The 25,268-nt window shown below is 33.2% G+C and carries 20 protein-coding genes; all 20 read right to left on the bottom strand.

The annotated features are described in order from the left end of the window. Positions 1-3: 3 nt before the first annotated feature. The gene (locus GYM74_RS03535) at positions 4-345 is read right to left on the bottom strand and encodes a hypothetical protein (RefSeq protein WP_220219120.1); all 342 of its coding nucleotides are present in this window, start codon (positions 343-345) and stop codon (positions 4-6) included. Positions 346-586: 241 nt separating this feature from the next. Beyond that, complete coding sequence (locus GYM74_RS03530; protein ID WP_220219119.1) at positions 587-1,192, bottom strand: hypothetical protein; 606 nt, start codon at positions 1,190-1,192, stop codon at positions 587-589. A gap of 663 nt (positions 1,193-1,855) precedes the next feature. Next, a complete protein-coding gene (locus GYM74_RS03525) occupies positions 1,856-2,080 on the bottom strand; it encodes a hypothetical protein (protein WP_220219118.1) in 225 nt (74 codons plus the stop codon). Then, entirely contained in the window at positions 2,047-2,955 is a 909-nt protein-coding gene (locus tag GYM74_RS03520; protein WP_220219117.1) for a hypothetical protein, read from the bottom strand. Before GYM74_RS03520 ends, GYM74_RS03525 begins: the two co-directional genes overlap by 34 nt. Positions 2,956-3,111: 156 nt before the next feature. Further along, positions 3,112-3,663 carry a hypothetical protein gene (locus GYM74_RS03515; protein WP_220219116.1) on the bottom strand — a complete coding sequence of 184 codons (552 nt, stop codon included), beginning with the start codon at positions 3,661-3,663 and terminating at the stop codon, positions 3,112-3,114. Positions 3,664-3,670: 7 nt separating this feature from the next. Continuing rightward, complete coding sequence (locus GYM74_RS03510; RefSeq protein WP_220219115.1) at positions 3,671-4,639, bottom strand: peptidoglycan-binding protein; 969 nt, start codon at positions 4,637-4,639, stop codon at positions 3,671-3,673. A gap of 71 nt (positions 4,640-4,710) precedes the next feature. Then, on the bottom strand, positions 4,711-5,772 hold the full coding sequence (locus tag GYM74_RS03505; protein ID WP_220219114.1) for a hypothetical protein: 1,062 nt from the start codon (positions 5,770-5,772) through the stop codon (positions 4,711-4,713). A 326-nt stretch (positions 5,773-6,098) separates the two neighbouring features. Then, positions 6,099-7,088, bottom strand: a complete 990-nt coding sequence (locus tag GYM74_RS03500) for a hypothetical protein (RefSeq protein WP_220219113.1) — start codon at positions 7,086-7,088, stop codon at positions 6,099-6,101. Positions 7,089-7,091: 3 nt separating this feature from the next. Beyond that, positions 7,092-7,697: a hypothetical protein gene (locus tag GYM74_RS03495; RefSeq protein WP_220219112.1), complete on the bottom strand. Its 606-nt coding sequence runs from the start codon at positions 7,695-7,697 to the stop codon at positions 7,092-7,094. 143 nt (positions 7,698-7,840) lie between these two features. After that, positions 7,841-8,437, bottom strand: coding sequence for a hypothetical protein (locus tag GYM74_RS03490; RefSeq protein ID WP_220219111.1), 597 nt, complete (start codon positions 8,435-8,437; stop codon positions 7,841-7,843). Between the two features lie 2 nt (positions 8,438-8,439). After that, the gene (locus GYM74_RS03485; protein ID WP_220219110.1) at positions 8,440-9,597 is read right to left on the bottom strand and encodes a hypothetical protein; all 1,158 of its coding nucleotides are present in this window, start codon (positions 9,595-9,597) and stop codon (positions 8,440-8,442) included. Between the two features lie 103 nt (positions 9,598-9,700). Beyond that, complete coding sequence (locus tag GYM74_RS03480; RefSeq protein WP_220219109.1) at positions 9,701-10,360, bottom strand: hypothetical protein; 660 nt, start codon at positions 10,358-10,360, stop codon at positions 9,701-9,703. A gap of 37 nt (positions 10,361-10,397) precedes the next feature. Beyond that, complete coding sequence (locus tag GYM74_RS03475) at positions 10,398-13,835, bottom strand: hypothetical protein (RefSeq protein WP_220219108.1); 3,438 nt, start codon at positions 13,833-13,835, stop codon at positions 10,398-10,400. Between the two features lie 18 nt (positions 13,836-13,853). Then, positions 13,854-16,352, bottom strand: a complete 2,499-nt coding sequence (locus tag GYM74_RS03470) for a type VI secretion system Vgr family protein (protein WP_220219107.1) — start codon at positions 16,350-16,352, stop codon at positions 13,854-13,856. Positions 16,353-16,473: 121 nt separating this feature from the next. Further along, positions 16,474-16,899 carry a type VI secretion system baseplate subunit TssE gene (gene tssE / locus GYM74_RS03465; protein WP_220219106.1) on the bottom strand — a complete coding sequence of 142 codons (426 nt, stop codon included), beginning with the start codon at positions 16,897-16,899 and terminating at the stop codon, positions 16,474-16,476. Next, the gene (gene tssJ / locus GYM74_RS03460) at positions 16,900-17,415 is read right to left on the bottom strand and encodes a type VI secretion system lipoprotein TssJ (RefSeq protein WP_220219105.1); all 516 of its coding nucleotides are present in this window, start codon (positions 17,413-17,415) and stop codon (positions 16,900-16,902) included. A 13-nt stretch (positions 17,416-17,428) separates the two neighbouring features. Beyond that, a complete protein-coding gene (gene tssG / locus GYM74_RS03455; RefSeq protein ID WP_220219104.1) occupies positions 17,429-18,475 on the bottom strand; it encodes a type VI secretion system baseplate subunit TssG in 1,047 nt (348 codons plus the stop codon). Continuing rightward, positions 18,439-20,202, bottom strand: coding sequence for a type VI secretion system baseplate subunit TssF (gene tssF, locus GYM74_RS03450; RefSeq protein WP_220219103.1), 1,764 nt, complete (start codon positions 20,200-20,202; stop codon positions 18,439-18,441). The genes tssG and tssF overlap by 37 nt, the downstream gene beginning before the upstream one ends. Before the next feature lie 82 nt (positions 20,203-20,284). After that, entirely contained in the window at positions 20,285-21,895 is a 1,611-nt protein-coding gene (tssA, locus tag GYM74_RS03445; protein ID WP_220219102.1) for a type VI secretion system protein TssA, read from the bottom strand. A gap of 33 nt (positions 21,896-21,928) precedes the next feature. Continuing rightward, entirely contained in the window at positions 21,929-25,267 is a 3,339-nt protein-coding gene (locus tag GYM74_RS03440) for an ImcF-related family protein (protein ID WP_220219101.1), read from the bottom strand. Between the last annotated feature and the right edge of the window lies 1 nt (position 25,268).

Here is a 25,268-nt window from a genome sequence, read left to right as displayed (position 1 = left end):
TGGTTAATTCACTCTACTGTAGAGATGTTGGCTCCAGGCCGAGGGTGCTTCGACTAATTCTATATTCCCTTCAGCTTTGGCTTTTTCGGCTATCTTTTTACTATTTTCTACCCATAACTTTTTAATTTCGGTCTCCGATGTGTTAATCTCAATTTGTAACCAGTTAATATTAATTTGTTTACTCAATACTTTTATTTTGGTGTCTTTAAGTACTTTACCTACCGTTGTATCCGATTTTGACGATGACGCCAGTAATTTTGCACCTTTTGTTATGCCAACCAATGTTTTATCTTCATCAGGAATTTTGCTTGCCTCTGTCTGCGTTTGGGTGATGAACGTCGGCAAATCTTCACAAGTAAAACATTCAACATGTAAACTTGGTTTAAATTGACTTGCTGTTAAACCTCTTTTAGCGGTAAAGCCCCATATCTATATAATTAACATCTTTTTTTGTTAGTGTTTTCATTTTTTAATTGAGATTTTGTGACAATACACCCTTTAGTAAAAAAACAGATTTAAAATATATCTCTACTTAGCATAATATATTTATAGGGTTACTTACTATTAGGTGTATGAGGAAAAATTGTTAATTATAGCATTTATCGATAATGGTTTTTCGTTCAATTGATTTATCCAGATTATTACTCAGATAATCAATAATATCAGTTAAGCACTCAATACGTTGTTTACTAATAAGCAACATGTTTTTTTCTTTGGTATCTAATATACCTTTTTTTTCTAGCATAGAAGATAAAATTTTAAATTGTTTAAGCATAAAGGAGTAATATAAACAATCCGAACATGTTGGATCATCCCAATTTATTTGTTTACTATCATATTCATTTGTTCTGCTAACTTTTTCATCTATTTGTAATTTAGTAAACAGTATTTTTGATGTTGGATAATCCTTAAAAAGATAAGAAAGCTCCTCAGCTATAACCCATACAGGTACTGTCCTTTTGTTATCTACAATTCTTTTAAACTCATCTTCAAAATATTGCTTTTGCGTTACCGTCAATGATGAAATTTTCTTTTCATATAAATCTGTGCATTCTTCAATAGGATGCTCTACCATCCAATTCAAATCACAGTCATGAAAACTCTTAGCAATAGCTTGACTTGCACTGCAGCTAAAAAAACAAATAAATAAAAATTTACTTAATAACTTCCAAAAGTGCGACAATATCATCATTATTTTTTCCTTTTCCTCTATGTTTAACTAAATAATCATGTAATTTCTGGATATTTATCATAATTTAATAAAGTTTTTATATTTACAAACCAAATAAAGAGAGTTATTTTCATATAGAATTTAAAGGACAGGGTGATCTTCCTTATTTTGCTCATTACTATCTTTCTAATACTCGACACTCTTTGTACAATCCTCTTCTAATTTCTGTATATTCACATCTCTAAAGAAGGTGTCTCCTTGATAACTTTTATTGATATTATACAATGCACTATTTGCATAAAAGCTAACCAAGTATAAAATAAGATACAATAAACCTTTCATTACCAATCTTTGAAAAAGGAAGCATCGCGTGAAAGAGAGAATTAATTAAAGTTGCGTCATTTTTTACGCCAGATAATCTGAAAAACAATCTTTCCGCACAGTATTTGCATTAAAATTGACGCTTAATATCATCAAAGCTTATAATACAAATATGGTTATCGCTATAATTTTTGGGGTAATTTCTTTTTTGAAGTTAACTCTTTTTTCTTTTAATATTTATTGAGAATTCGACATATTAAATGGGTGTTGTCATATATAACATGTTTCTTGATCCTATTTAATATAAATAAGAATTATGAAGAGTAACTTTGTTAATTGAAAATATTGTTCTCATGCTAAATACTACTCAAATTCACCATTTTTATTAATATAAAACTGATAATTATTTTTTTTACCGGAATCCTCTGTTATAACTAATTCAATAACCATATTTTTATCGATATTAAACTCAATTTTTTGGTTATGATTGGGTGAATTATGATAAACCGGTAACATTTCTTTTACCTGATGATCCTTAACAGTAACTAAATAACCTATACCATAATAGCTATTTGAATTCCCATCCATTTGCCATCCAATATCATCATGCCCAGTAAAAAATAAACATAATTTTCAGTAACATTAGGTAAGCGAACATAGTATCCAGCTAACGTCTGGCAGTAAGTCGGATTTCCTCTACCTTCTGGTTCAAAATTATCCGTAATAAAGCTAAAATTATTACTATTAATAGGTAGATCCAAAGGTAAATTTAACTCAGCTATTTCATTGGAAATAGAAGCTATTTTTTGAAAACAATTATCGGGAATAGTGGGATTATAGTTAGTTTCAATGTTTGGAAATTGTTTACTACTGATTAAGTCAATTTTTCCATTATCCAAAATTTGTAACTTCTGCTCTGTCAGTTTTTGGTTTGTTAAATACATAGCATTGACTTCACTATATCTGACAGTTTCTACAGTACTTTTAATATTTAAGGATTTATCAATGATAAATGTACGCCATTGATGATTATTAACCATATTTGCTATTTTTTGAAAGGATAAAACTTTACCTTGCTTGGAAATATTCAATAAAACAAAATCATTTAATGATTTAACAATAAATGTGTCAAATGTTTTCTTTGTTTCTAATTTAATGTAAATAGCATCATTCAAATTCAAATTATTTTCTTTGTAAAAATTCGTTAAAACAGGATTATCTTTAACAAAATAAGTGAATAATTTTATATTATCCGTAAACTCATAATCTATCTTAGCATGATTAAAAAAATAACCTTCATTACTAATTCCCCTCTCAGCTTTATCCCATAAACTAAAATCGAATGGTAAAGGTGTTTCGATTAAAATTTGATGTTCTTTTTTTAAATTTGCCACAGCAGTGTTATGACAAACAAATATAAATATTAGAATAAAGAACAAAGATATTTGTTTTTTTGTTTTCATCTTATTTCCATAAAATCTTCAAATTCAACTAGTTAGTTTTACATATTTTGGATAGGAATAATTTCATCAAAACGCTTCAATTATTTGCATATCCACAAAATCAGTTTCTTCAACATCCATATATTTCGCTTTTTTTAAGTTTGTTTTATTTTTTATTTAATTATTATTGTTTTTTTCTTCAATGTATCCATTATCGTTTAAATAGTAATGCTTAATTGTTAACTTATTATCATATTCAGTTGTAACGGTAATGATAAAATCTTTTGAGATGTTAAAATGCGTTTTCTCAATCATATCTTCATTGTATCCTGACTCATACCACTCTCCTTCAACATATAATTCTGAGCGGATTTGATGATCTTTTATTGTTATTAAATATAACCTATACGGGAAATCGCCACAATCCATTGGTACTAATAACATATCAATACTATTTTTTGATGGTAAAGGTATATAACGAAAATCTATTTCACAATTCCATAATTCCAAATCTTCAACTTGACAACTTTCCATATTTGTTTGCTTATACTTTGAATTTCTATGACTTTTATTTAATGGTAAACGATCTTCACTTTTTACAAAACAAACATTTTTGTTATTGTGACGGAAAATTTTATTTGAATCTTTTTCTATATACGGTTCTTGCGCATAAGTAAAAAAAGAAATTATATAAAATAACAAACAAATCAATAAACATTTATTTTTCATATACTTATTACTCATTAATTATTAATGATACTAGAGGTTTGCCATTTAATGTTTCTGAATCTTTACAAAAATATTCATCTTTTAGGAAAATTTGATCAAATTGCCGTACATCATAGTGCACCCAGCTTTTTGCACCTTTTTTCGCAGACTCCAAATTGAAGATATTATTTTGTCCAGCTAACCAATCCCACTTAGCTCCTAAATAATTATTAAAAATATCTTTTCTCAACTTATCCATATCTTCGCATGATCTTGTTCTAACACCATTTTTATTAAAATGTATATCTAAAGCTTTACCTTTATGGTTTGTAGTCCGTCTATTTTTTTGAAGATTTCTATCATAGCATCTATATCCCGATGAAATTTTTCTGAAACTATAAACTGAATTTTCTTTTTTTAAATAAAATATTACAGCTTTTAGTGCCCATAAAAGTGACCTATGTATACCAGGATATTCATATCTATGCGTTGATTCTAACTGTGCTCCATAATACAGATCTTTATGTCTATTTTGACCAAATCCATCACACAAACCACATGGACAAAACATTTGTTGATCATCAGAAGAAGGCTTCTTTACCCATTCATCGCTTGGTAAATCGTATTCAACAGAAAATTCATCAATTGCCGTTATTACATCCATATCAACAACACCCGTTTCTTCAACTTTCATATAGTCACGTTGAAACTGTTTGATCATGTTTTCCGTTCTTTCCGTAAACTCATCAGTCGGGACATTGCCACCAAAACCGGCAAGGCGGATATTGATTTCTCGAATTATTTCATCTTTATCGCCTTTTTGAAAAAGAACCTTATTATCAGAGAAATAATTTATCATAGATACAGGATGCATAAACCACACCCTTCCATTTTGACTCAAGGTGGCTGGCGTTGATGAAGTTTCTGTTTGTTGCTTTGAGCTGTCTTCTGCCTCTTTCATTGCCGGGCTATAATCTTTTAAATCGAGTTTAGCCATTTAATCTACACAACTTAGTTCACAAACCTAAAATTTTCTTCTAAGGTAGCAAAACTTTAACGAAGACATTCTTAATCTTTGTGACATTTTACAACTCTTTGTCTATCACGATATTTACATGAAATCGATTCCAATAACTTGAAGTGCCCACTATTATCTATTTTATAATGTCTCCATTTTTCAATATATTGTGTATAGTGATCACCAACATAATTTAATAACCAAACATTTTTTAAATTTTTATCAATGTAGTAATACTGTGAAAAAGCAGCCGATTCTAAAATTTTTTCTTTAAAAATTGATAATTTATCTATTAATTTATTATTTTTTTCAATATTCAAAAATATTTCGAAATCAAACTCTCCATGCTGCTTTTTAGTTAAATTGTATCGATATTCTCCTTTTTGATATATCTCTTTCTTTTTGTTAAATAAAGTGTCACTAACTTTACCAAAATATTGACCTAATTCGTTTAAATCACATTCATTGGCAAAGTAAGAATTATAATAAGATCCATCATCGGGAAAATCACACTTCTTATTCATATCCTCTACAAATTTTTTATTTGTCAACATGGGATGACCAAACCAACTAAATTCCCGATTTGGTATCTTATAATTAAATCCTCGATAAGTTATGGGCGATTCATTATTTTTTTTCAATTGCTTCGAAAATATTAATAAGTAATCTGACTTAGTTAGAAAAACAAAATAATTATCGATCTTTATTAAATCAGTTAAACCCTCTTCCAAGCATAATTTATCTTCATGATTATTAGGAAATTTTATTGCCTCAAATTGATCTCCTAAAAGGATCCCTTCTTCTGAAAAAATTTTTTTATATTTTTCTACTTTTTCTGGAGTTTTCCAATAAGATAAAGGTGTAGTAAGATTTGTTGATGTTTCATAGTGAATAAGACAAATTGTATCAACTATAATATTTCCATCAATTAATATTAGTTTAATTCGCGGATACTTTTGCGTTAAAAATTCTCTGCTATAACCTGATTTATTACCAGAAACAGAATTTTTTGAAACTTTATAATAATCCCAAATATCCGGTGATTCATTTGAATGAACAATTCCTATAGAGAAAATAAACAATAAAATCAAAGTTAAAAAATTTTTTTTCATTCCCTTTATCCTTCTAATTTAACTCTTCGATTATCCAATTATTTTAATGGTATTAAAATCAAAATTTTCTGTATGCAAATGGCTATTATGTAATCTGTATCCATTTACTGCTCCTGATATATCTTTAAATAAGTCATAAATATCTTCTCCTATTCGAAACGTTCCAAAATGGAATTTAGCCAAAGCCTTAACAAATTCTTTATCTTTTTCCCAATCAGTTAAATTTTTAACTTTTCTAATGTATTTTGTGGCAATACTTTTTCCATTTACATGTCAAGCACTAGTAAAACAGTATTACTAAACGATCAAAATTGTAGAAGTTATTACTATTTAATATTTTGGTGTGGATAATATTCCGCCAATTTTTGATCTATGTCCTCTATTTTTTGATGTAGTTGTTCTGTTAAGCATTTGGTAATCTTATAGGTAAAATTCTTCGTTTCATCCTGATAATTTGGAGGTTGTGAAGTTAAACACACCATATTGATTTCTTTATCTATTATTTCCATGAGCTCGTTAGCATGAGGATTTTTAGTTTTAAGAAAATTTAATTTTTGAGATAAAATATTATGATAGAAACGATAAGATTCTATACTACAACTAGTTGAGTATTCTTCTTGATAACAAGTTTTTAGTTTATTAATTTGATATTTTGAAGTTTCAAGCGAACCTTCGAGAATTTTAAATTGATCAGGATAAATAATTTGATATTTATAACCTTCGTCAATTAATAATGCTTTTAGTTGAAACTGTAAACTTTTTTTATCTATTTGGTAATGCTTCCAAAATATTGGTTTTATACTGGTTTCGACATCTTTTGCCAATAATATATAAATATCCATATTAGGTGATATATAATAGTATTGGTTACTTAACCAATAATAACCTTCAACATCATAAGAACTATTTGCCAGTATAATTTTATCTTCAAGGTTTCCTTCATGAATAAGAGATAAGTTAAGCTCTTTAACTGGATATATTTTATTATTAACGGTTTTATTATAGATTTTTTTATTAATAGTAAGCTTTAAATCATCATCATCATATATAACAATATTATTTCTAATAACGTCATATAAATTATCAAAATATGAAGCCATTTGATTAATTGGACAACGCTCAAGTATTTCTTCTCGTTCAGTATTTGAAATATGCCAAAAATTATCGTTTTTTTCGCAATCTTTTGTTAGTTTAGTGATATCTATCGCGTTAAGAAAAGATTTACCTTTATAGTTCTCAATAACATTAATTTCCTCTCCATAACAACAAAAACTGACAAAAAATAAAACTATTTGGATAAACAATAAATTTTTCATTACTTAATCCTTTATTGTGTTAAAAAAGCCTGAAGAACTCATTTGATATTTCTTTTCTTTGGTATAAATTTTTTTATCTTTTGGATTTTCATCTAGCTCAAATAGATTTTGTTGTTGATGTTGTTTTATTAATATTTTACCATCAGGCTTTATTACAAAATCATTCCAATAGGATATTTCGCCATTTTGAATTTTGTACAAAAGTATAGCATCAATCAAATTTCCGTTATTACCATAACTATATAATTGAAAAGTAAAAACTTTCTCATCATTTTCACCTATAGCCATTTGAATAATGCCTTTATATAAAATGTCCTTATAATAAAAATAACAATGAGGAAAATAAAAAGTTGTTTTAGTAAGATATTCAAATAATTTTGGTTTAAATGAAAATTCTTTATTGGTAAATCTTAATGGAAATGGCATATTAGGGGAAAGATATAAGCCATATTCTCCCCAATAATAATATTTTTTTAACTGATTGGAAGAATAGGGTAATTTAATTTTATGATAGTAAGGTAAATCACTCTTAAAATTTTCTGACAATGCAATATTTACATTAAATAATGATAATAGACAGATTATGATAAATCTTTGAATAAATTTCATTATTAAATTTCCTCAATGTTATTCACGCTTAATACAACATTTTAATTAATATTGTATTTTTTATTAGAATATTATTTAATATAAAAAATAAAGGTGATGAAAAAATGCCTTTGATTAGTCTAATTTAAACTTTGTCACAATCGTTATTCAAAATTAATATTACCCATATTATCAATTAAATAATAACTTACCTTATGTTGTTCAGTCATAAGCTTGTCTGTTTCTATATCAATGCAATATTCTGATTCTATTATTTCAAATTTCTTATTTTTATAAATACGTGTTCTTTTATTGATTGAGCACTCTGCTTGTGCACCATCCACAACAATCATTTTACTAATCAGTTGATTACTTTTATCAAAAATCTGTAATTCAAGAGATGGAAGGTTATAATATGAATCTTGATCATTACGATCCCAATAAGCAAAAAGGTACACATTTAGCTTGTTATCAAGCGGAAGCTTTTTAAATAATATAGCTTCACCTGTGTAAGGTTTTCTATGCTCAACCATGCTTAATAAAGGTGTATTGGGATCAAAAAGCGCATTCAATGGATTTTTTTCATCATATATTTGATTATTATCCGCAAAAAAGTCTTTCAAAGAATGATAAGAAGATGTTTTTTTTGAATACCCTTTAAATTCATAAAGGATATTATTGAGATCTTTATTTTTATCTTCTGCAAAAGAAAAAAATGAGAAAAATAATATGCATATATAGAAAAATGGATATCTGATCATTTTTAATCCTGTACATTTATAATTAAGTTAAAATCAAAACCGCATATATGTAAATGGTGATAGTGATCATATCCATTTGGCGGAGCCTTCTTCATATGCTTCGTATATTTAAGTAAAGTATTTGATTGTTTCTTATATGTAAAATATTCCGAATACATTAACGATGTTCTAGCCCAACCAAATTTATATAATGCAGTATTAAATTTTTCTTGCTCATCAAAATCAAAAGTTGAATAAGATAGCCATGTTAGCTCACCATTTCTCTTTTCTGATATATACCTTAGGTCTCCTGCAATCCCATTAATATGAGATTGGCTCTCTACAGACTTAGCGTCATGAGTGCTAAATCCGTTAAAGCCTAAATAATCAGCATTTAGTTCTAACATAGCGCCGAGCAACCCAGCAAAACAACTAGGATTTATATACCATCTATTATGATCACTATTAAATGTTGCAAATTTTGCTTTAACACTACCATCAGATGAAATGTATCCATTTTCAAATTCCTTAACATTAATTAATTCTACGTCATGTTCTTGCGGAATATTTCCTCTCGCCATAGCCTTAGTCACATAAACAGTAAAAATACCTAACTCATGTATTTTTTTATTCTTATCATGATAGACATATTTGTATTTTTGTTCATAGCCGGGCAGTATTTTTTCAGGTATATGCTTTTCGATTTTTCCATCATGATAGATCTGATAAGTCACAATTCCCGCTCCGGGAAAATAATCTACCATTGCGACGGGGTGAATAAACCAAGCTTTACCGTCTTTTGATAAATTAGTTAGTGTCGGTGCATTATTGTTTGTATTCAGAGTTTGAGAGGATTGTTTGTCGGCAACGCCTTTCCACCATAACGAAGGTTTTATTCGCTTTTCTTTTTCGATTTGCCAGACTCTTTTAATATGTTCAAGCTCTTCGTCTACTTTATCGAATGCAAATTTTCTCTGATGTTCTTTATCTATACCCAGCTCGTCTAAAAGTTTAGATATAAAATCTTTCTTTTCGTCTTTTTCTTCTTCAAACAGCTCATCTATCTCATTCCACTTTGTTAGCGCTTCATCCGCATACCATTCACCTTCATATTTAACTAACAGGCGCCCTATACGCTCTGCATATCCAACTTTTTCGTAGTGCTGATTATAAATATTCATCAATGGAGGCAATGTTTTGTACTAAACAGCTGATTAGATCAAATTGATTATCATATGATGAAGTTATTAACAATAAAGCTAAAACCAAAAGTTTTGTTGTAAATTAGTTGCATATATTTCTATCAAGATTATTATCAAAATAACACTCAAATGAATCCTCTAATGTAAATTTTCCATTATTATTGATAGAATATTTTTTCCAAAAATTAACTAACGGTCCATATTCATCAGTACCATAGTTTAAAACGTATATAAAATTATCAATATAATATTTTTGATACTCTACATAAAAACCATCATAGTCATTTTTTTGATAATAAATGGTAAGATTGTCTTGTATTTCATCATTGATTTTTGTAAAAAGCTTCATTTCTTCGATGGTTATACTTTCTAAGCTTTGAGGATCAATTTCTTTCATCTTTTCAAAATAAAGATCAATACCATTTATTGAATACAAATATACTTTTTCTCTTAATTTCATTTGACTAATCATTTCATCAAAATCATATGTCATCTTCGATAATACGCATCTTTCTCTGCGTTCATTTATTTCTTTTTTTGCCGCACTAAAAGAATGTTTAATCTTACAAGAATCATCTATTTTTTTTGCATAATTCTTAATTGATATATGCTTATCTCCCTGATATTTTTCTAATACTTTACTTAGCTGTTTAGAATAGATATCATTATCCTTTGTTTTAGCATCCACCGAATTTAAAACAAGACAACTAAAAAAGAAAATTATAATTAAATTAAATCTCATAAATTGTATCCTTATATAATAGTTTATATTCTTATAATCAAATAGTTATTATCTTCACTTGTGTTTCATCAAAATCACCTGAATGTAAATGAGAATTATGAAGTTCATCATGATGTTCTGCATTAGATAATTTCTTACAATATTGATTTATACCTATCAATCTTTTTATGAAATGAAATTTAGCCATAGCATCTATAATTTTCTGATCTTTATCTACATTTTTAATATAAGTCGTATCCACACTAGTTCCATTCACATGTTCAGAACTAGGAAAGCAAGAAGCTTCGTAAAAGCAACTTCCTGTCGTTATCAATTCAAAACCTACCTCAGCTAGAGCGCCTATAAATCCAGCTAAAGGATCTGGTCCTGTATATCGCCTTTTAGTATTACTAAATTGATATTTAATTATAATGTTATCTTTCACATAATTAATCTCATCAGGCATTCGAACTATTTCAATTTCTTCATCTAACGCTACATACTTTCGCCAAATCAATCCTTTTGTTGGATGCTGCCCATATTCAGCAATATCACCATTCTTATATTTAACTCTTTTTTGGGTATCGCCTTCATTAACATTTTCTTTATACTCAAGAATATTTGCGTCATTTCGATTTGGTTCACTCACAGTAACACCATCTTTTTTCTTTTTCGTTGTATGCCAATCGACTATACATACTTCATGCTCATTATCATCTTTATCATGATAAACATATTTGTATTTTTGTTCATAGCCTATTAAGATTTCTTGTGGAATATACTTCACGATTTTTCCATCATGATAGATATGATAAGTCACAATTCCCGCTCCAGGAAAATAATCCACCATTGCGACGGGGTGAATAAACCAGGCTTTACCGTCTTCTGATAGATTAGTTAGTGTCGGTGCATTATTGTTAGTATTGGTTGATTGAGAGGATTGTTTGTCGGCAACGCCTTTCCACCATAACGAGGGTTTTATTCGCTTTTCTTTTTCGATTTGCCAGTTTTTCTTTGCATTTTTATGAGCTTCATCTAACTTTTGTAATGCAATATTTCGTTCAAATGGATTAGTTATTCCAATCTTATCTAACTCTTTTGATATGAAATCTTTTTTCTCTTGTTTTTCTTTTTCAAACAAATCATCTATTTGATTCCATTTCGATAGCGCTTCGTCTGCATACCATTCACTTTCATATTTAACTAACAGATGCCCTATCAGCTCTGCTGTCCAAGCGTTACGTAATCCCTCTTTTAGATTTTTGCGATTAAAAGGAGGCGGTTGTTGTCCTAGTATTACTAAATTTAATGGTAATTGAGTCAAGATTTCATGTAATGCAAACATTATTGGTGTGTAATCGGCTAAATCCAATTTTGCCACTTTATTCTTACTAACTTTATTGGATAACTCACCAATAGTGGCTTTTTCTTCAATAGTATTAAACCCTGGCCAATGCCATGGTGTAACGAGTTTTATGTGCTGTTGTGCACCTTTTTTTGTGTTTATCCAACCTTGTATAGGTATACCTTGATTGTTTCCCGCTTGGATATATCGCCAAATAACATCAGGCTCAGCATCATCGATCGCCATAAAACTTTCATCGTATTCTAATGAAGAATTGAGAGAAATTGTTTTAGGATAATAAACAGTATTATAGTCGGTCGCTGCTGGTAAATTATTTAATGATAATGGAAAATTATTCCAATAATCTATTGTGCTATTTAATTGCCCGTCTAGACCTTTAAGGTGGGAAACATCTTTTGATGCTATCCAGTAATACACGTTTTCAGGACTAAAACGTATTTTAATAGATGATGTCGTCATATCTTTATTAAGGATTATACTATATGCAAAAACATCATTGACAATTTCCACTTTATCAGGAATATCGCTTTCGATTAATTGGGGATATTCTAGTTTGTAACATTCAGACAGATTCTTTTTATCTTCCTGCGTTAAATAGTACCTTTTACCATTACCTTTTATAATCTCTCCAGTTTTAGTGTCCAAAGAGGAGATGATGGATAAATTTAAAGTATATTCTGGTTTGATTTTTACGTAATAACTATTGGTATGACTAATAAATTTTACTCCCAATCCTTTATGTAAAAAACCACTGGGTTGGGTAGCTTGAATTAATTGAGCATTTTTTTCGACTAAAATAATTGTTTTTTCATATTCAGGTAAATTGTTGGCTAACGCTTTTGTTTTTTCGATAAAAGCCGGCAAATCATCACAGGTAAATAATTCAATATGTGTTAATATGGGCAATTTATCATCTGATGTGCGCTTAACGGTTGATAATGCAGGTTCTTTGAACTCATCAAAACGCTGGCTTTGGCTTACATTATGTCCAAGATAACCAATAAAATCACCTTTTTTTATTGCTATGGGTTGTTTTAGTACAATGACTTCATTCAAATTTTCAGGTTTTAGCGCTGTTAAAGTCACTGATTCCATCTTAACATAGCCTTTATGAGGTGCATCCTCTTCACCATTTTCAGCGACTAAAGCAGGCGGAATCGAACAACCCTCAATTTTCCGAATTTTAGCATAGCCATTTTCTTGACCATCGAATTCGAAAGTCGCTGTTATTGGCAAATATGTTAATTTTTGTTTATCATCGGCAGCCTCATAAACGGCAATTCCTTTCACTTCTTTTTCAGGGGCATCTACCTTGTAATTATCTTCCCGACATACTTCATAATCTTTATCAGCTTCCGCTTTATTTCCGGTCGGTCTGTCTGTATCGCTCGTTCCTATATCCCCTTTCCATACATAACCCGAAGTAGACCCTAATTCATTTTTAAATTCATTTGTCGTAACCAATATACCTTGAGTTATTGAAGTGATTTTATACCATCCAGACTTCCCTTTTTTTTGTTCACCTAAACGCACTTTACTACCTTTCAGTAATAATCCAACAGCCTTTGAATCCTTACCATTTTCTCGTATCACACTACCATAAATAGCTTCTGCTTTTTCTTCATTGACTTTGCCTGACACAGGTTGCCAGTAATGCGGATATTTAATTTCACCATAGTCTTTTTTCTTTTGCTCATAACCATACCAGTCAAGCTGGTGCATATATAAACTGTATAAAGTCAATGCTGGTCCAGTCTCATTTGAATCGGCAACTTTAGGCATCTGCAAGTAGTGCCTAACTAAGGTGAAGCCAGAGGAAAAATAGGCAACTTTTTGGAGATCTTTATAAGGAGTTTGTACTTGAACATTATCGTTGTACACTATTTTAGGATAAACTTCATTAACGCGATAAGCTATAACCTCACCGTTAGCCATGCATACTAGCTTTTCATCATTACCGATTTTATTTAAAACTGATTGATCAATATGAATACCACCATGCCATATTCCATTGTCACCAAACGGGTAAAATCCACTGTCGGCCTCAGATAGTGCTTTATAGTAAGCATCTTGGGTGAGCTGTTTTGTGCCAACGGGAAAAATAAAGCTAGTTACTTTTTTTATAGCCATTTCTTATTTCCTTATAACTTATTCCGAAAAGCTTTTTGAATTAAAACTTATATGTTTTTTTAGCAATAATTCAAGCTCTTTATTATCATTATTCAATTTTGCTGTTAGATCATTACTCGCCGGCCCCATCTTCTGCATCACATTACATTTAAGCTTAACGTTATCTGGTGTACCAAGCTCTATGCCTTTACTGCTGATTTTGATATACGAGCCGCCACAGATTAAGGTTAACTCTTTGCTGGCGGTAATGGTCAGTTTGCCGTCAACACTGTCAATGTTGATATCTTGCTTTGCGGCCATATTCAGGTTGGCATTTTGGGCTTGCAGGTTGATATCCCCTTGATTGGCAAAAACCTTCATCCCTGATTTGTGGGCAAATAACCCTATTGCTTCTCCCGATGATACCGTGATGTTTTTTAATGCCGTGATGTCGGTTTGGTTTTCCGCCGTGATACTCACGCTGTTACCGGTTGATAGCTGAATGTTTTCCGGGCTGGTTAATGCAATGCCTTCTTGCGCATAAGCTAAGATGCCACTTTGTGCCAGTTCAGTTAAGTTGGCCTTGAGCTGGTCCTGACTGTCGGTGTCGGCATCGTGGGCTTCCGATTGCTTTGCGGCTTGCTGGAGTGATTTGGCTATCGATAAGGCATTTTCCAGCTGGGTAATCGCACCTTGCATATCCAGTTGTTTGCCTTGCGCTTTTGGCTCGGTTTGGCTGGTCAGGTATAAGCCCTTTTCAGCTGCAATGGCACCCCAGTCATCCGTGCGAAGTTCAAACCCTTCACCCCGTGGTGTTTTGTTTTGGTCAACTAAGTGACCCAGATTAAGTTGCGTTTTACCGTATTCGGTTGCCAGTTTGATATGCTCCTGCCCCCGTTTGTCATCCATCCGCAATTTATTATTGGCCGGGGTGCGTATTACATTACGATGTTTGTTTATCGTGGTGACATGGTCAGGGTGGGCACTGTCGTGCATGGCATGGGCGATATACGGGCGGTCGGGGTTGCTGTCGGTAAAGGCTATCGCCACTTCTGTGCCGTCAATTAACGGAAAGTGAAAGCCATAGGTGTTGCCGGCATACGGTTTGGCTAATCTGACCCACAGGCTCTCTTCACCGTTTTTCCAGTTTTTTAAGTCAAAGTTGAATTTGACCCGATAGCGACCTTGCGTATCGATATAACCATAAGTGTCATTATCCGGACTGGTGACCCGTGCCGGTAATGTTCCGCCGACTGTCGGCCAGGCTATCGGTTTTGGCCGGTAAGGTTTAAAGGCTTGATACGGTATCGCCGTAAAGCGTAGCTCATAAGCATCGGTGCGGTTGCCATGTCCTTCCGCACTTAAAATAATCACGCCGTCATCGATATCAGCCAGCGGGCTGCCTTTTATGTGAATCCGTTGTCCCGGTGCCAGATTGTAGTGGTTGCTGGCGCCGCTGATGATGATTTTTTCACTGATTGCACGTTCATGACGAATACGTGCATACCATTGCCCGCTTTCAATATGGCGGCTATTTTCTTTTTCATCAGCGCTGCCATCATTGTCACTTGCTTGGCTTTCATCATCACCCTGCGCGGTTTTTTCGCCATTTGCATTTAAGCCTTTATAGTGCTCAGCATAGCGGTAATCTGTTCCGTAGGTGGTGGTCTCTTTCGGTTGACTGTTGACATCACTGAGTAAACTGGCTTTGGCATCCCGGTAGTTATAATCCTGCACCTTGACTGAGGACTCGACTACCTGACTGTCTAACCGGATATCCCATACGCTTTCAACACCGTCATCGGTCATACCGCTCGGCTGTTTGTACTCAATATCGGCCGCCTGATGATAACCTTGTTCATCATCACTGATAACAAGGACATCACAATGATGCTCGGTATGCGTTTCAAAACGAAACCAGACACCGATATCGGCTAACAGTCGCTGAATAAAGGCTAAATCACTCTCCTGCCATTGGGTGATAAATTCTCTTTCCGGATAGGCCGCTTTTAATTCCAAACGGTAATCAACACCGGTAAATTCATGGCTGCGTAACACTGTTTCAATCACACTAATGACACTTTGGTTTTGAAAGATAGCGCTGTTACGGCTCAGTGACAGTCGGGCTAATCTTGGCGATAACACCACCCGATAATGCGCTTCATCCCGGCTGACCGACAGCAGACTAAATGCAGTAATTACCCCATAAAGAGTGCGGGCTTGTCCTGTTGTCGGTAAGTCCGTTAAGGAGCGTATCGCTGTATTAAGCAAATTACCGGTAAACGGATTAAAGCAGAACGAAGCTTTTTGATTCAGCAGGGTTTCAATCGATAGTTGTTTATCAGTACAGGTAAATTCTATTGTGTATTGCCACGGCTGGTTTAACTGCTCTTCACCATTAACCTTTAATACTGAAACAGGTGCATTTAACCCGTCAACCGTTAAGGTATAACGGTTATGACTGACAGCTAAGCCTGTCAGTCCATGGAGTAACTCTTGACCCAATGGGCCAATGAATTTGGCTAATTCCTTTTTCATATTACATCCCTTAATATCCCTGACCATTTCTTGGCAGTTTTTAATTTTTTAGTTATTAACCGCTAACTTTTATACGCTTTATATTTTAGAGTTTTTTAATCATTAAACATTAAAAATCTAATTAATACCTTGTTGCTTTTTTGGTATATTTTAAACGAGCTTTACCATCTGGCATAAAATAGGTTCCATATTTAACCAATCCACCTTCTTTGAAATAACAAACTAATTCATAACTTAATACCATAGAATCATTAATTTTTTCATCAATATTAATACTAACTGATTCTAATCTTGGCTCATAAATCAGAAGCGTTTTCTCTATTGCTCGCATTAATACATAAGCAGAAGAAGGCAAAGCCTGAAAGATTGTTGACATATCGGGAAGCCCATAATCTGGCAGATGTTTTATCGCACCTGCCCGGCTATTTAAAATTCGCTCAATATTATCCATAACACTGATTATGGTTTGTTCATTTTCTGATACATCATCAATATCAATTCCGGATTCAAAATAACCGTATAATATGTCATATAGTGAAGCACTCATTTACTTTTCTTCCACTAGTTCAATTGAATATTTATTTGCAATAATTTCACGTGGATCGGTGATATGTAAATCATCTCGAGATAAGACTAATCGCCAACTGTCATCTTTCAAATTGGGTTCTTTATAAAGTGCAACGATTCCAACCTTTTCGGCCTTCTTATCAAAAGGTGTGTCTATCGAAATTGAAGTATTTGGTTTTAAGACAACTTCTTTACTTTCAATGAGAGAATCTTTTAATATCTCGCTATCTTGATCAACCAGATCTTGATAAGAAGCTGAGATAAAAGAATCTTCTTCTTTTAACTGATATATGCGAATTACCACCGGAGATGAGCGGCTTTCATCATCTAAATTTAATTCAGCTCTGGCTGTAATATCTAAATGTAACGTTCTAATGTTCCACTTGAAAACGGAATCGCTTATCCCTGTTACGGTTTCTGTCACACTCTGAGCAATACCACACCCTGTTAACCAAATCATTAATAAGCAAGTAGTTATCGATTTTATTATTCTCATTTCAATTCCTTTTTTAATATGCCTGATAATCAATACCAGAATAAAATCCTATATTTACCAATACATCTTCAATGGCGTCTTTATTGGTATTGGTTTTAGTAAATGATGCAGTTAATCCCAATCGACTATTGTTGGAGGTCAATTGGCTTTTCGGTAAAAATTTTCTTTTTATACGTAATGTGATTTTGGCATCAACCTGATAACCTAAATAAACACGTAATAAAGCCAAAATATCATGAAAGGTTTGACCATCCGGCAGAAGATCCGTAATTTGATTTTCATGTTGAGGGGTGATAATGATATGTATACACTGATTACACTCTTTAAAGCGAGATCCAAGGATAGCACCACCATCTAATCCAATTTTTTGCTGACCTTGCCCACCTAATTTTGCAGGCTGGTCGATCGATTGCCATATAGGATAAAACTCAATAACATCTACTTTGGCATCTTCAACCAATAATCGAATTAAGCCAGCGACTCCCTGTGCAGTACGTGTTTTTTGAGACATAGTCCCAAGCAGTGCAAAGAAACGAGATAACGGTGTACCAATCTGTTTACTCGTTCCTTTAATACCCAAACCAATTAGCCCGAATAAACATTGTGATATCGGATCTCGCCCACCACTTAAATAGCTTGCTGGATAATGGTATTTTAACCAGATTCGGTAAAACTGAGTAATCACCCTATGGTTAAAAATATCCAAAAAGTCAGTCATAGCCTGATAATTTTCTTCTCGGCGAATGATATTATCAAGCAACCCCAGTGGCAATATTGCATCGACACCATATAAACCCAAAAACCGTGTCCTTACTGTTGTTGGTCGATTTAAATAAGGTGACTTTTCAATACACTTCAATTCGCTCGCAGGAAAAGACATATCGACCGAAGGTGCAAATCTTAATGGGTCAGATACAGGTGATTCGAATCGACCTAAAGATGGCTCTTTATCATATAATTGCTCGAGTAACTGACAAAAACGATAAAAGTTAATTTTTGGCAGATTTTTTTCAAGCATTTGCATTAAAGGGCTATTTTCGATGCTTTGCTCTGATTCCATACAATTTTATTTCCTGTTGGTAAAATAATCATAACCAATTGAGTGAAAAGATTTACATCAGCATATAATGCGAAAAATTGATGTAATAATTCACCAAAAAGTCGCACATCACCTTCACCGGTAAATTGATAACTATTGATTGTCACTTCTATTTCTATCCCTCGTTGCAACATACCTTTTACTGTGCGTTTTATCATCCTATGCGTTACTTCTACAATCCCCTCTAAACGGCGGCGATTAAGTTCGTTATCTGTCCAATCATATAAAGCAAGCGTTCCACGCAAAACTTCTGCATTCATGAGTGAAAGATAATTTGGTGCAAGATGAGATAATACTCGCCAATAAAAACGATCCTCCGTTGGCGGATAACAAGGCATGGTTGGAGAGCAAAGATTGCGCACTTTAGCGATATTACTATTTGAATCTTTAAGATCATTAATTCGTGCATTACGTAAAGATTTACGTGGTAACATCCCATTGGTACCAGTGACACGCAAAGATAAGGTTTCAGTTTCAAGCAACTCATTTTTATCCCAAATCTTTCCGCCTAAAATTAACCATGTATCATGTAAACCGGATGCACCTTTTCTAACACGGGTATGATAGTATCTTTCCGGAGCATCATGTCTTAACATACCACCACGATGTTTGAAGCTAGTGAATGGCACATAACGATATCGCCCATCACGCGTAATTGATTCTACATGTTCAACTGAGTAGACCTCAATATGACCATCTTGACGAAGTAATGGACGAAGCAAATATTCACTCTCTAATTGATTTACAACAATCGGATCAGCTTCCATATCAAACAAGTTGATAACAGGTACGCAATGCAAACAAATATTATCATTTTGCAACGGCATATCGCTTGGCCAGGTCTGATTAAGAACTATTTCAATATCTATATAAGAACAAGAGTCTGATAACTGACAACTATCTAAACCATGTAAATCCACAAACATGAATTTTTCACGGAAAGCAAAATATTCTAGTAATAATTGATAACCGGAAAACGCATTATCCGCTTTTAACCATAAGCGGTCTTCATCACTAAAACCAACCGGAGTGATCTTGCCATTTAACTCGAATTTGTTTTCGGGATTATTCGAATAACGAATAGACATTGATGCAATTTGTTGCGTTAATGCCAGATGCAAATTTGAGGCTATTGGCGCATCCGCATTTAAATACAAACGTAAACAAGATAGATCTAACTGCTCCAAATCGGCAAGTTCACTAAAACTTAAACGAATGGTTATCATGCTTCGACCATCATGATTAATACCAAGGTTAACTTGACTGATTTTAATTGGCTGTAATGTTACCGCCTGAGTTGTTCTAAATGGACATTTAGTGCCAACCTGCCCAACAGGTTCAGTCTGCATTTGTAAACCTTTTGGGATTAACTCTTGACGTGATAATGTCGAAAAATTAGGCGTTAATTCAACGATTGATAATGACGGAATTAAACGTAAATAGTGAGGCCAAAGTAAAGTCACTAGGCTTTCAGTTAACTCAGGTAAATCATCATCAATCTTTTGACGTAATCGTCCTGTTAAAAAAGCAAATCCTTCAAATAATCGCTCCACATAAGGGTCTCTGTCCCCGACATTATCTAAATTTAATAAATTCGCTCTATCAGGATGTATTTTTGCAAATTCCTTTCCGGCCTCTCGCAAATATCGCATTTCCGATTCATAGTAGCCTAAAATTAAATCATCCATTGTTTATCTCTTTTATTGTAACGTTATATTTTATTGAATTTATTTCGCCTGTTTTTATTCAGACCGTTAGTTGAATTTATTCTTAAATAAAACTCAATGCTCGAGCAGGGTCAAGCTGCATTAATTCATGTTGTAATAAGTCTATTTTTTCCAACAGCTCTATTTTTGTGTTATCTTTAGATTTATTTTTCTGCTTCAATAACCTTAACAGACAACGTTTAACATCAAATAGTAATTCAGGTTCCCACTCCAAAAATGAGATACCTTGCTGTTGGCCATTTAAGCCTGTCAATAAATTTAAGGCAACATCATGTTTGCCAAATTGTTCAGCAACTCTTGCTTGTGTATATTGAACTAGATACCGCTGCTTTGCTGTTCTGATTGACGGCATATTTTGTAACCATTGAAAGGCTTGCTCTAAACTTTCACTATGAGCTAATTCTAATGCTTGCGTTTCTATTTCACTCCAGTTGTTCTCACCAGATATAGAAATGGGGGCGATACTATCACCTTCATCTAAATGGTGAATACGGGCATTACTGGCTATCCAACTGAGTGTTTCATCATCGGCAAAAGGCATACCATTTTCGTAGCTCAGTCTCTCAATTCCATTTAACCGTTCAAGCATTAAGCCAATATCTGTTAAAAATATATCAGCCCATGCTTGATATTGTCCGCCCATTTTTTGGAAAGAAAGCACGGTTGCACGTTGAAGATCTAACCAAAAATGATTAGCCCCTTCCATAAAAGCAGCTTCTACACGTTCGAAAAGATCTAACCATTGCTGCTGAATAATTAATCGGCTGATATTTTGTTTTAGCTCAGCTCTTGGTGCAGGTAAACGTGTTCTTCCTCGATGATCAGTAGGTGGTAACTCCAAAACGGTATCCCAGCGCAAAATTCGTAAAAAGCGAGCTGCCGCAAGATAACCTTCTGGTTTCTCACGTAAGAAAACCGCCATTTTACGTGCTTGATCGAGTAATTCTCGTTGCGATCCAATTTTAACCTCGACTATTTTAGGTGTTGATTCCGATGCAGGTATGACTTGAGGCTCACTTGCGGTAGCAACTTCAACTTGAGAATTTTTGGCTTCATGCTTCAAGTTATTACTAAAAAAGCTGACCAGTGCGGATAGGTCTGGTGCTTCGATAAATTGTTCAGATGTTTCACTTACAAATAGTGATTGGCATGTCGTTTCAATCAAATTTAAAGCAAAAATGATTCGTGTTAGATTAGCTTCGGGTAGTGGTCTTAAATTAGCTAATAACTCTATAAATCTAGCGTTTGCTAACCACTCAATAGCATTTTTCCGAATATTATGCCGTGAAGGGTAAATTATTGTTCCAAATTTATCGAGTAATCCAGCCAGTAATTCAACCCCATCGGTGTAGCCGTCAACACCATCTAAATTTAGGCGAGCTAAACAATAATAAGTTGCAACTCGAATATCTTTACTATTTTGTTTTAGTATATTTTCGCTTTCAATAGCAACCATTTGATAATCAATACCAGAAAGTTTAGCAATCTCCTCTTTTATCTCCTGAAAAGTATCATGATAAGTTAAATCTTCACCAGTTGGTTTTTCCAAACTAATTGGCTCTAACCAATCAGCCCACTTTTGATTTAACTCTTTTTTTATTGATTCATCTGGGTCTTGTGTACCAAATAAACGGCTTAGTAGCTGACTAAACATAATCGTATTCCATTATCTATTTCTTATAAATACTTACTCAAATACCCTATCTGGTAAGTTAAAGTTACGTAATTTTAATAAAGTCAATGGACCGCTACCTAACTGTGTCCTTAAAATATAGCGTAACCTTTTGCCATCTGATGTTTTCCAAACCACTTCAAAACGGCTGGAATCAAGTTGTTTAACTGACGCTTTTTCTAATAGGCGTATCCATGCCCAGTCACCATGGTAATAATTAAAAAGCTTCAAGCCAGTTTCATCTGTGCTCCAGCTAAGTTGTGAATAAGGAGAATAACCATCGCCCGGCCAATTAAACCGTTGCCATGTCGGGGCTTGATTAAAATATTCTGATCTTTGTTTATTAATAATTAATTCTGTACGAACAATCTGATTACCACTACGCGGCATTAAATCGAAAGATAATGCGACATCACCTGAAGTTATTAGTTCCGAGGAAATATCATTAAATAATTCTAATGTTTCTAGAAATGCTGGTGAAAAATTAAGCCCTTGAGCATTAACCGCATTAACTACCCATCTTCCCCCTTTCTTTTCTAATACACCATTAAGCTCATTGACAATAAAGTTATCGATAATACCTGTATCACTCCTTAAAAAACGAGCAACTTCTGATAAAGAAGCTTCATTATCACTATTTTTGAACGGGTAACGACCGGCGAAAGATTTTTCCCATTGATTAACAACATAATTTTGCCAAACACTATTAAAACTATCAGCGGCAGGAGTTAAAACTACTTGCCAAGATTGTTCTAGGGGTTGTTTAAATAAGCTGTGGCCAAATCCAGACCATTCATCACCCAAATTAGCGGCGATTAAATTGCCATAATCTCGTGTTTCAGTTAGATCAACGGAAGAACCTTTGAAAACACTTTTTGCCAGACCTTGCATCATAGCTTGAGGATCTTGACTGTTAGTTACATTTTGTAATTTTAAGCGCACTTGAGTAACACGAGATAGATAAGTTTGTAGCGATAATCCATTGTTGTTATCATTTTTAAGCAAACTCAATACGGGTGCAAAAGTGGCAGTTAAAGGCCCTGATGACTCATTTTCTTCTGGCATTGGTAAAACTGATTGATTCTTTTTACCCATAATTTGTTGTGCTGTACGCATTAAATTATCTGATATGCCATTGCCTTTATATTCAACTTCTGACTGATATTTAATAACATTGATCAATGCAATTAAGGGAGACTGGCGATTATCGGCGAGTAAGGTTAATTGTGCAATTACATCTGAAACATTATCTGCTTGTTGCCATTTAATTGTGTTTAAAAAATCAAGCCATGCAGCACTATATTCACTGAAATATTGATCTGTCAGCTGTTTTTTTAAAATTTCAGGCGCAATCGAAGCAGTTAAGTTGCTTTGATTATCATCACCTAATACCCAATCTATTTGTTCTTGTCGCATTTTTGCAGCATCTTCAATTTCTTCTTTTATTAACCCTTCCCAAGCTTTACGAGTATAGACACCTGGAATTTCGGTCTCATTAGAAAACAACAAATGGCTATCAATTCCTTCAAGCAATTGATCTAAACTTTGATTAGAATATTGTTGGCTTGCTCGCTGAATTATCTCTTGATACAACGTGTTAACGGCATTTTTTACGCCAATTTTATTTATCAGTATTTTTTGTGTACTTTTGACAAGTTGTTTATCTTCAAAAAGGCTCCACTCCGGGTGCAAATTCAGCATTTGTCCCCAAAAACGAACTAATTCTGGCATTATTTGTTGCCAGTCACCATCTTTTATCTCTTTTGGTGCTCGCCAATTTTGAGCGGCAAAATCACTTAAATAGTGTCCATCACTTTTATCAGGATGACTTAGCATTAAATAAGCTTTCAAATAGTCGTAAGCTGAATCAACTAATTTTTTTCGTTCCGGACTTTCAGGCGGTAGCGTTGTTAATGAAACTAAATAGTTGGTCAAAAGATCATGAAACGGCGTTGCAATATTACGTGAATTAGTCACTTTATAAGTAAGCCATAATTTTTGTAACAATTCATCATTATGGTTTAACCCAAAACGGTGTGATAATGGCGAGCCATGTTGCTGACGGTGAAGCAATTGCTCTACACGCTGCTGTAATTGAAATTGTGTTTGCAATTTGGACAGATAATCTTGCTTAACAGAATTATCAGCTTGTTTTGCCAATTCAATTGTACTATCAATAAGCGAGGCATTATTAAAGTAAGAAGTGACAATACCTATACCGCTAATGACTAAAAGCCCCAAAAAGGCGCAAACTGAAACCATTCCCCATTGAATTCCCATGCGTCGCCCTTGCTGTTGATTAGCGTCATCACTAATCGACTGCCATGTCGGTGTCATTAATAGATAATTATCATAAAATGGGCTATCTTCCATTAATGAGGTTTGATTAGGTATAAAAAACAACCCTCTCACCTGTGGTGAAAAAGGCAGAGAGGTTAATGTTAATAGGTAATTTTCAATCTTATTGATATCACCTTTAACAAGTTTTTGGCTAAGATTTAAAAGAAAAGAATAGTTACTGTTTACTTTAATTTGTTGAACGCCACGCTTACTACACAATATCGAAAGCTCATTAAGAGACGATACAACGGATGCCATTGTATCTTTTTTTAATGTTGGTAAAAGTAAACCGACACTTTGCTCAATGCGATCCTTTTGTGGCCACTCACTATTTTCTGTAGCAACAAGATAAACTGGCGCTGACCATTTTAACAACTTATCACGAGATTTAAATTGTGTTATCGCTTTTTCAATGGTCAATTGTTGCCAAGGAGTTTCATTAAGATAGTTATTAGGTACAACCCAAATTATTGCATTTAAAGGTTTACGAAAAAACGGAATAATTCTTGATAATTGCTTTTTTAACGCCAGTAACCAAGGTGTATTGAGTGGATCTTCTATGTTTCCACCATAAATCATTAAAGTTTTATCGTTTAACTGCCATTGATTTTGTTGTAGACGAGGAAATGCCGACTCCACATCCGATGATGCACCTATGACTAAACATTTTCTAATTTTATAACGCCAGAAAAGCCCCGAAATATAGCGGCATTTTTTTTGAATTTCTGCAAATTCAGGGAAAGGGGTTACTTTCATTGGTTTTGCTGTTTCATTAGGATTAAGCGCTTCACGCTTGATTTTATCTTTTGCTGCAATACGAAGGCTATTGGTAATGATTGCGGGAATTAAAAGTAAGCCTAATATAAACAGCATACAATAGACCCACATTTCCAATTTACGTCCAAATGTAGTAAAACCTAATTCATCACCCCAGAAAAAAAGACCTAAGGCTATAGATACAGCACTTAATAAAATAATGAAAATTAATCCAGCACGTTTCCATTTGTGACTCATT

Origin of the sequence: Gilliamella sp. ESL0405 (assembly GCF_019469205.1) — a bacterium.
Classification (GTDB): Bacteria; Pseudomonadota; Gammaproteobacteria; order Enterobacterales; family Orbaceae; genus Gilliamella.
The sequence above is the reverse complement of the archived record's forward strand: the minus strand, read 5'-3'. Positions and strand labels throughout refer to the sequence as shown.

Coding starts and splice junctions, on each gene's coding strand:
- GYM74_RS03530 (WP_220219119.1), bottom strand. CDS start 1,192: ATGATGATATTGTCGCACTTTTGGAAGTTATTAAGTAAATTTTTATTT.
- GYM74_RS03525 (WP_220219118.1), bottom strand. CDS start 2,080: ATGGATGGGAATTCAAATAGCTATTATGGTATAGGTTATTTAGTTACT.
- GYM74_RS03520 (WP_220219117.1), bottom strand. CDS start 2,955: ATGAAAACAAAAAAACAAATATCTTTGTTCTTTATTCTAATATTTATA.
- GYM74_RS03515 (WP_220219116.1), bottom strand. CDS start 3,663: ATGAAAAATAAATGTTTATTGATTTGTTTGTTATTTTATATAATTTCT.
- GYM74_RS03510 (WP_220219115.1), bottom strand. CDS start 4,639: ATGGCTAAACTCGATTTAAAAGATTATAGCCCGGCAATGAAAGAGGCA.
- GYM74_RS03505 (WP_220219114.1), bottom strand. CDS start 5,772: ATGAAAAAAAATTTTTTAACTTTGATTTTATTGTTTATTTTCTCTATA.
- GYM74_RS03500 (WP_220219113.1), bottom strand. CDS start 7,088: ATGAAAAATTTATTGTTTATCCAAATAGTTTTATTTTTTGTCAGTTTT.
- GYM74_RS03495 (WP_220219112.1), bottom strand. CDS start 7,697: ATGAAATTTATTCAAAGATTTATCATAATCTGTCTATTATCATTATTT.
- GYM74_RS03490 (WP_220219111.1), bottom strand. CDS start 8,437: ATGATCAGATATCCATTTTTCTATATATGCATATTATTTTTCTCATTT.
- GYM74_RS03485 (WP_220219110.1), bottom strand. CDS start 9,597: ATGAATATTTATAATCAGCACTACGAAAAAGTTGGATATGCAGAGCGT.
- GYM74_RS03480 (WP_220219109.1), bottom strand. CDS start 10,360: ATGAGATTTAATTTAATTATAATTTTCTTTTTTAGTTGTCTTGTTTTA.
- GYM74_RS03475 (WP_220219108.1), bottom strand. CDS start 13,835: ATGGCTATAAAAAAAGTAACTAGCTTTATTTTTCCCGTTGGCACAAAA.
- GYM74_RS03470 (WP_220219107.1), bottom strand. CDS start 16,352: ATGAAAAAGGAATTAGCCAAATTCATTGGCCCATTGGGTCAAGAGTTA.
- tssE (WP_220219106.1), bottom strand. CDS start 16,899: ATGAGTGCTTCACTATATGACATATTATACGGTTATTTTGAATCCGGA.
- tssJ (WP_220219105.1), bottom strand. CDS start 17,415: ATGAGAATAATAAAATCGATAACTACTTGCTTATTAATGATTTGGTTA.
- tssG (WP_220219104.1), bottom strand. CDS start 18,475: ATGGAATCAGAGCAAAGCATCGAAAATAGCCCTTTAATGCAAATGCTT.
- tssF (WP_220219103.1), bottom strand. CDS start 20,202: ATGGATGATTTAATTTTAGGCTACTATGAATCGGAAATGCGATATTTG.
- tssA (WP_220219102.1), bottom strand. CDS start 21,895: ATGTTTAGTCAGCTACTAAGCCGTTTATTTGGTACACAAGACCCAGAT.
- GYM74_RS03440 (WP_220219101.1), bottom strand. CDS start 25,267: ATGAGTCACAAATGGAAACGTGCTGGATTAATTTTCATTATTTTATTA.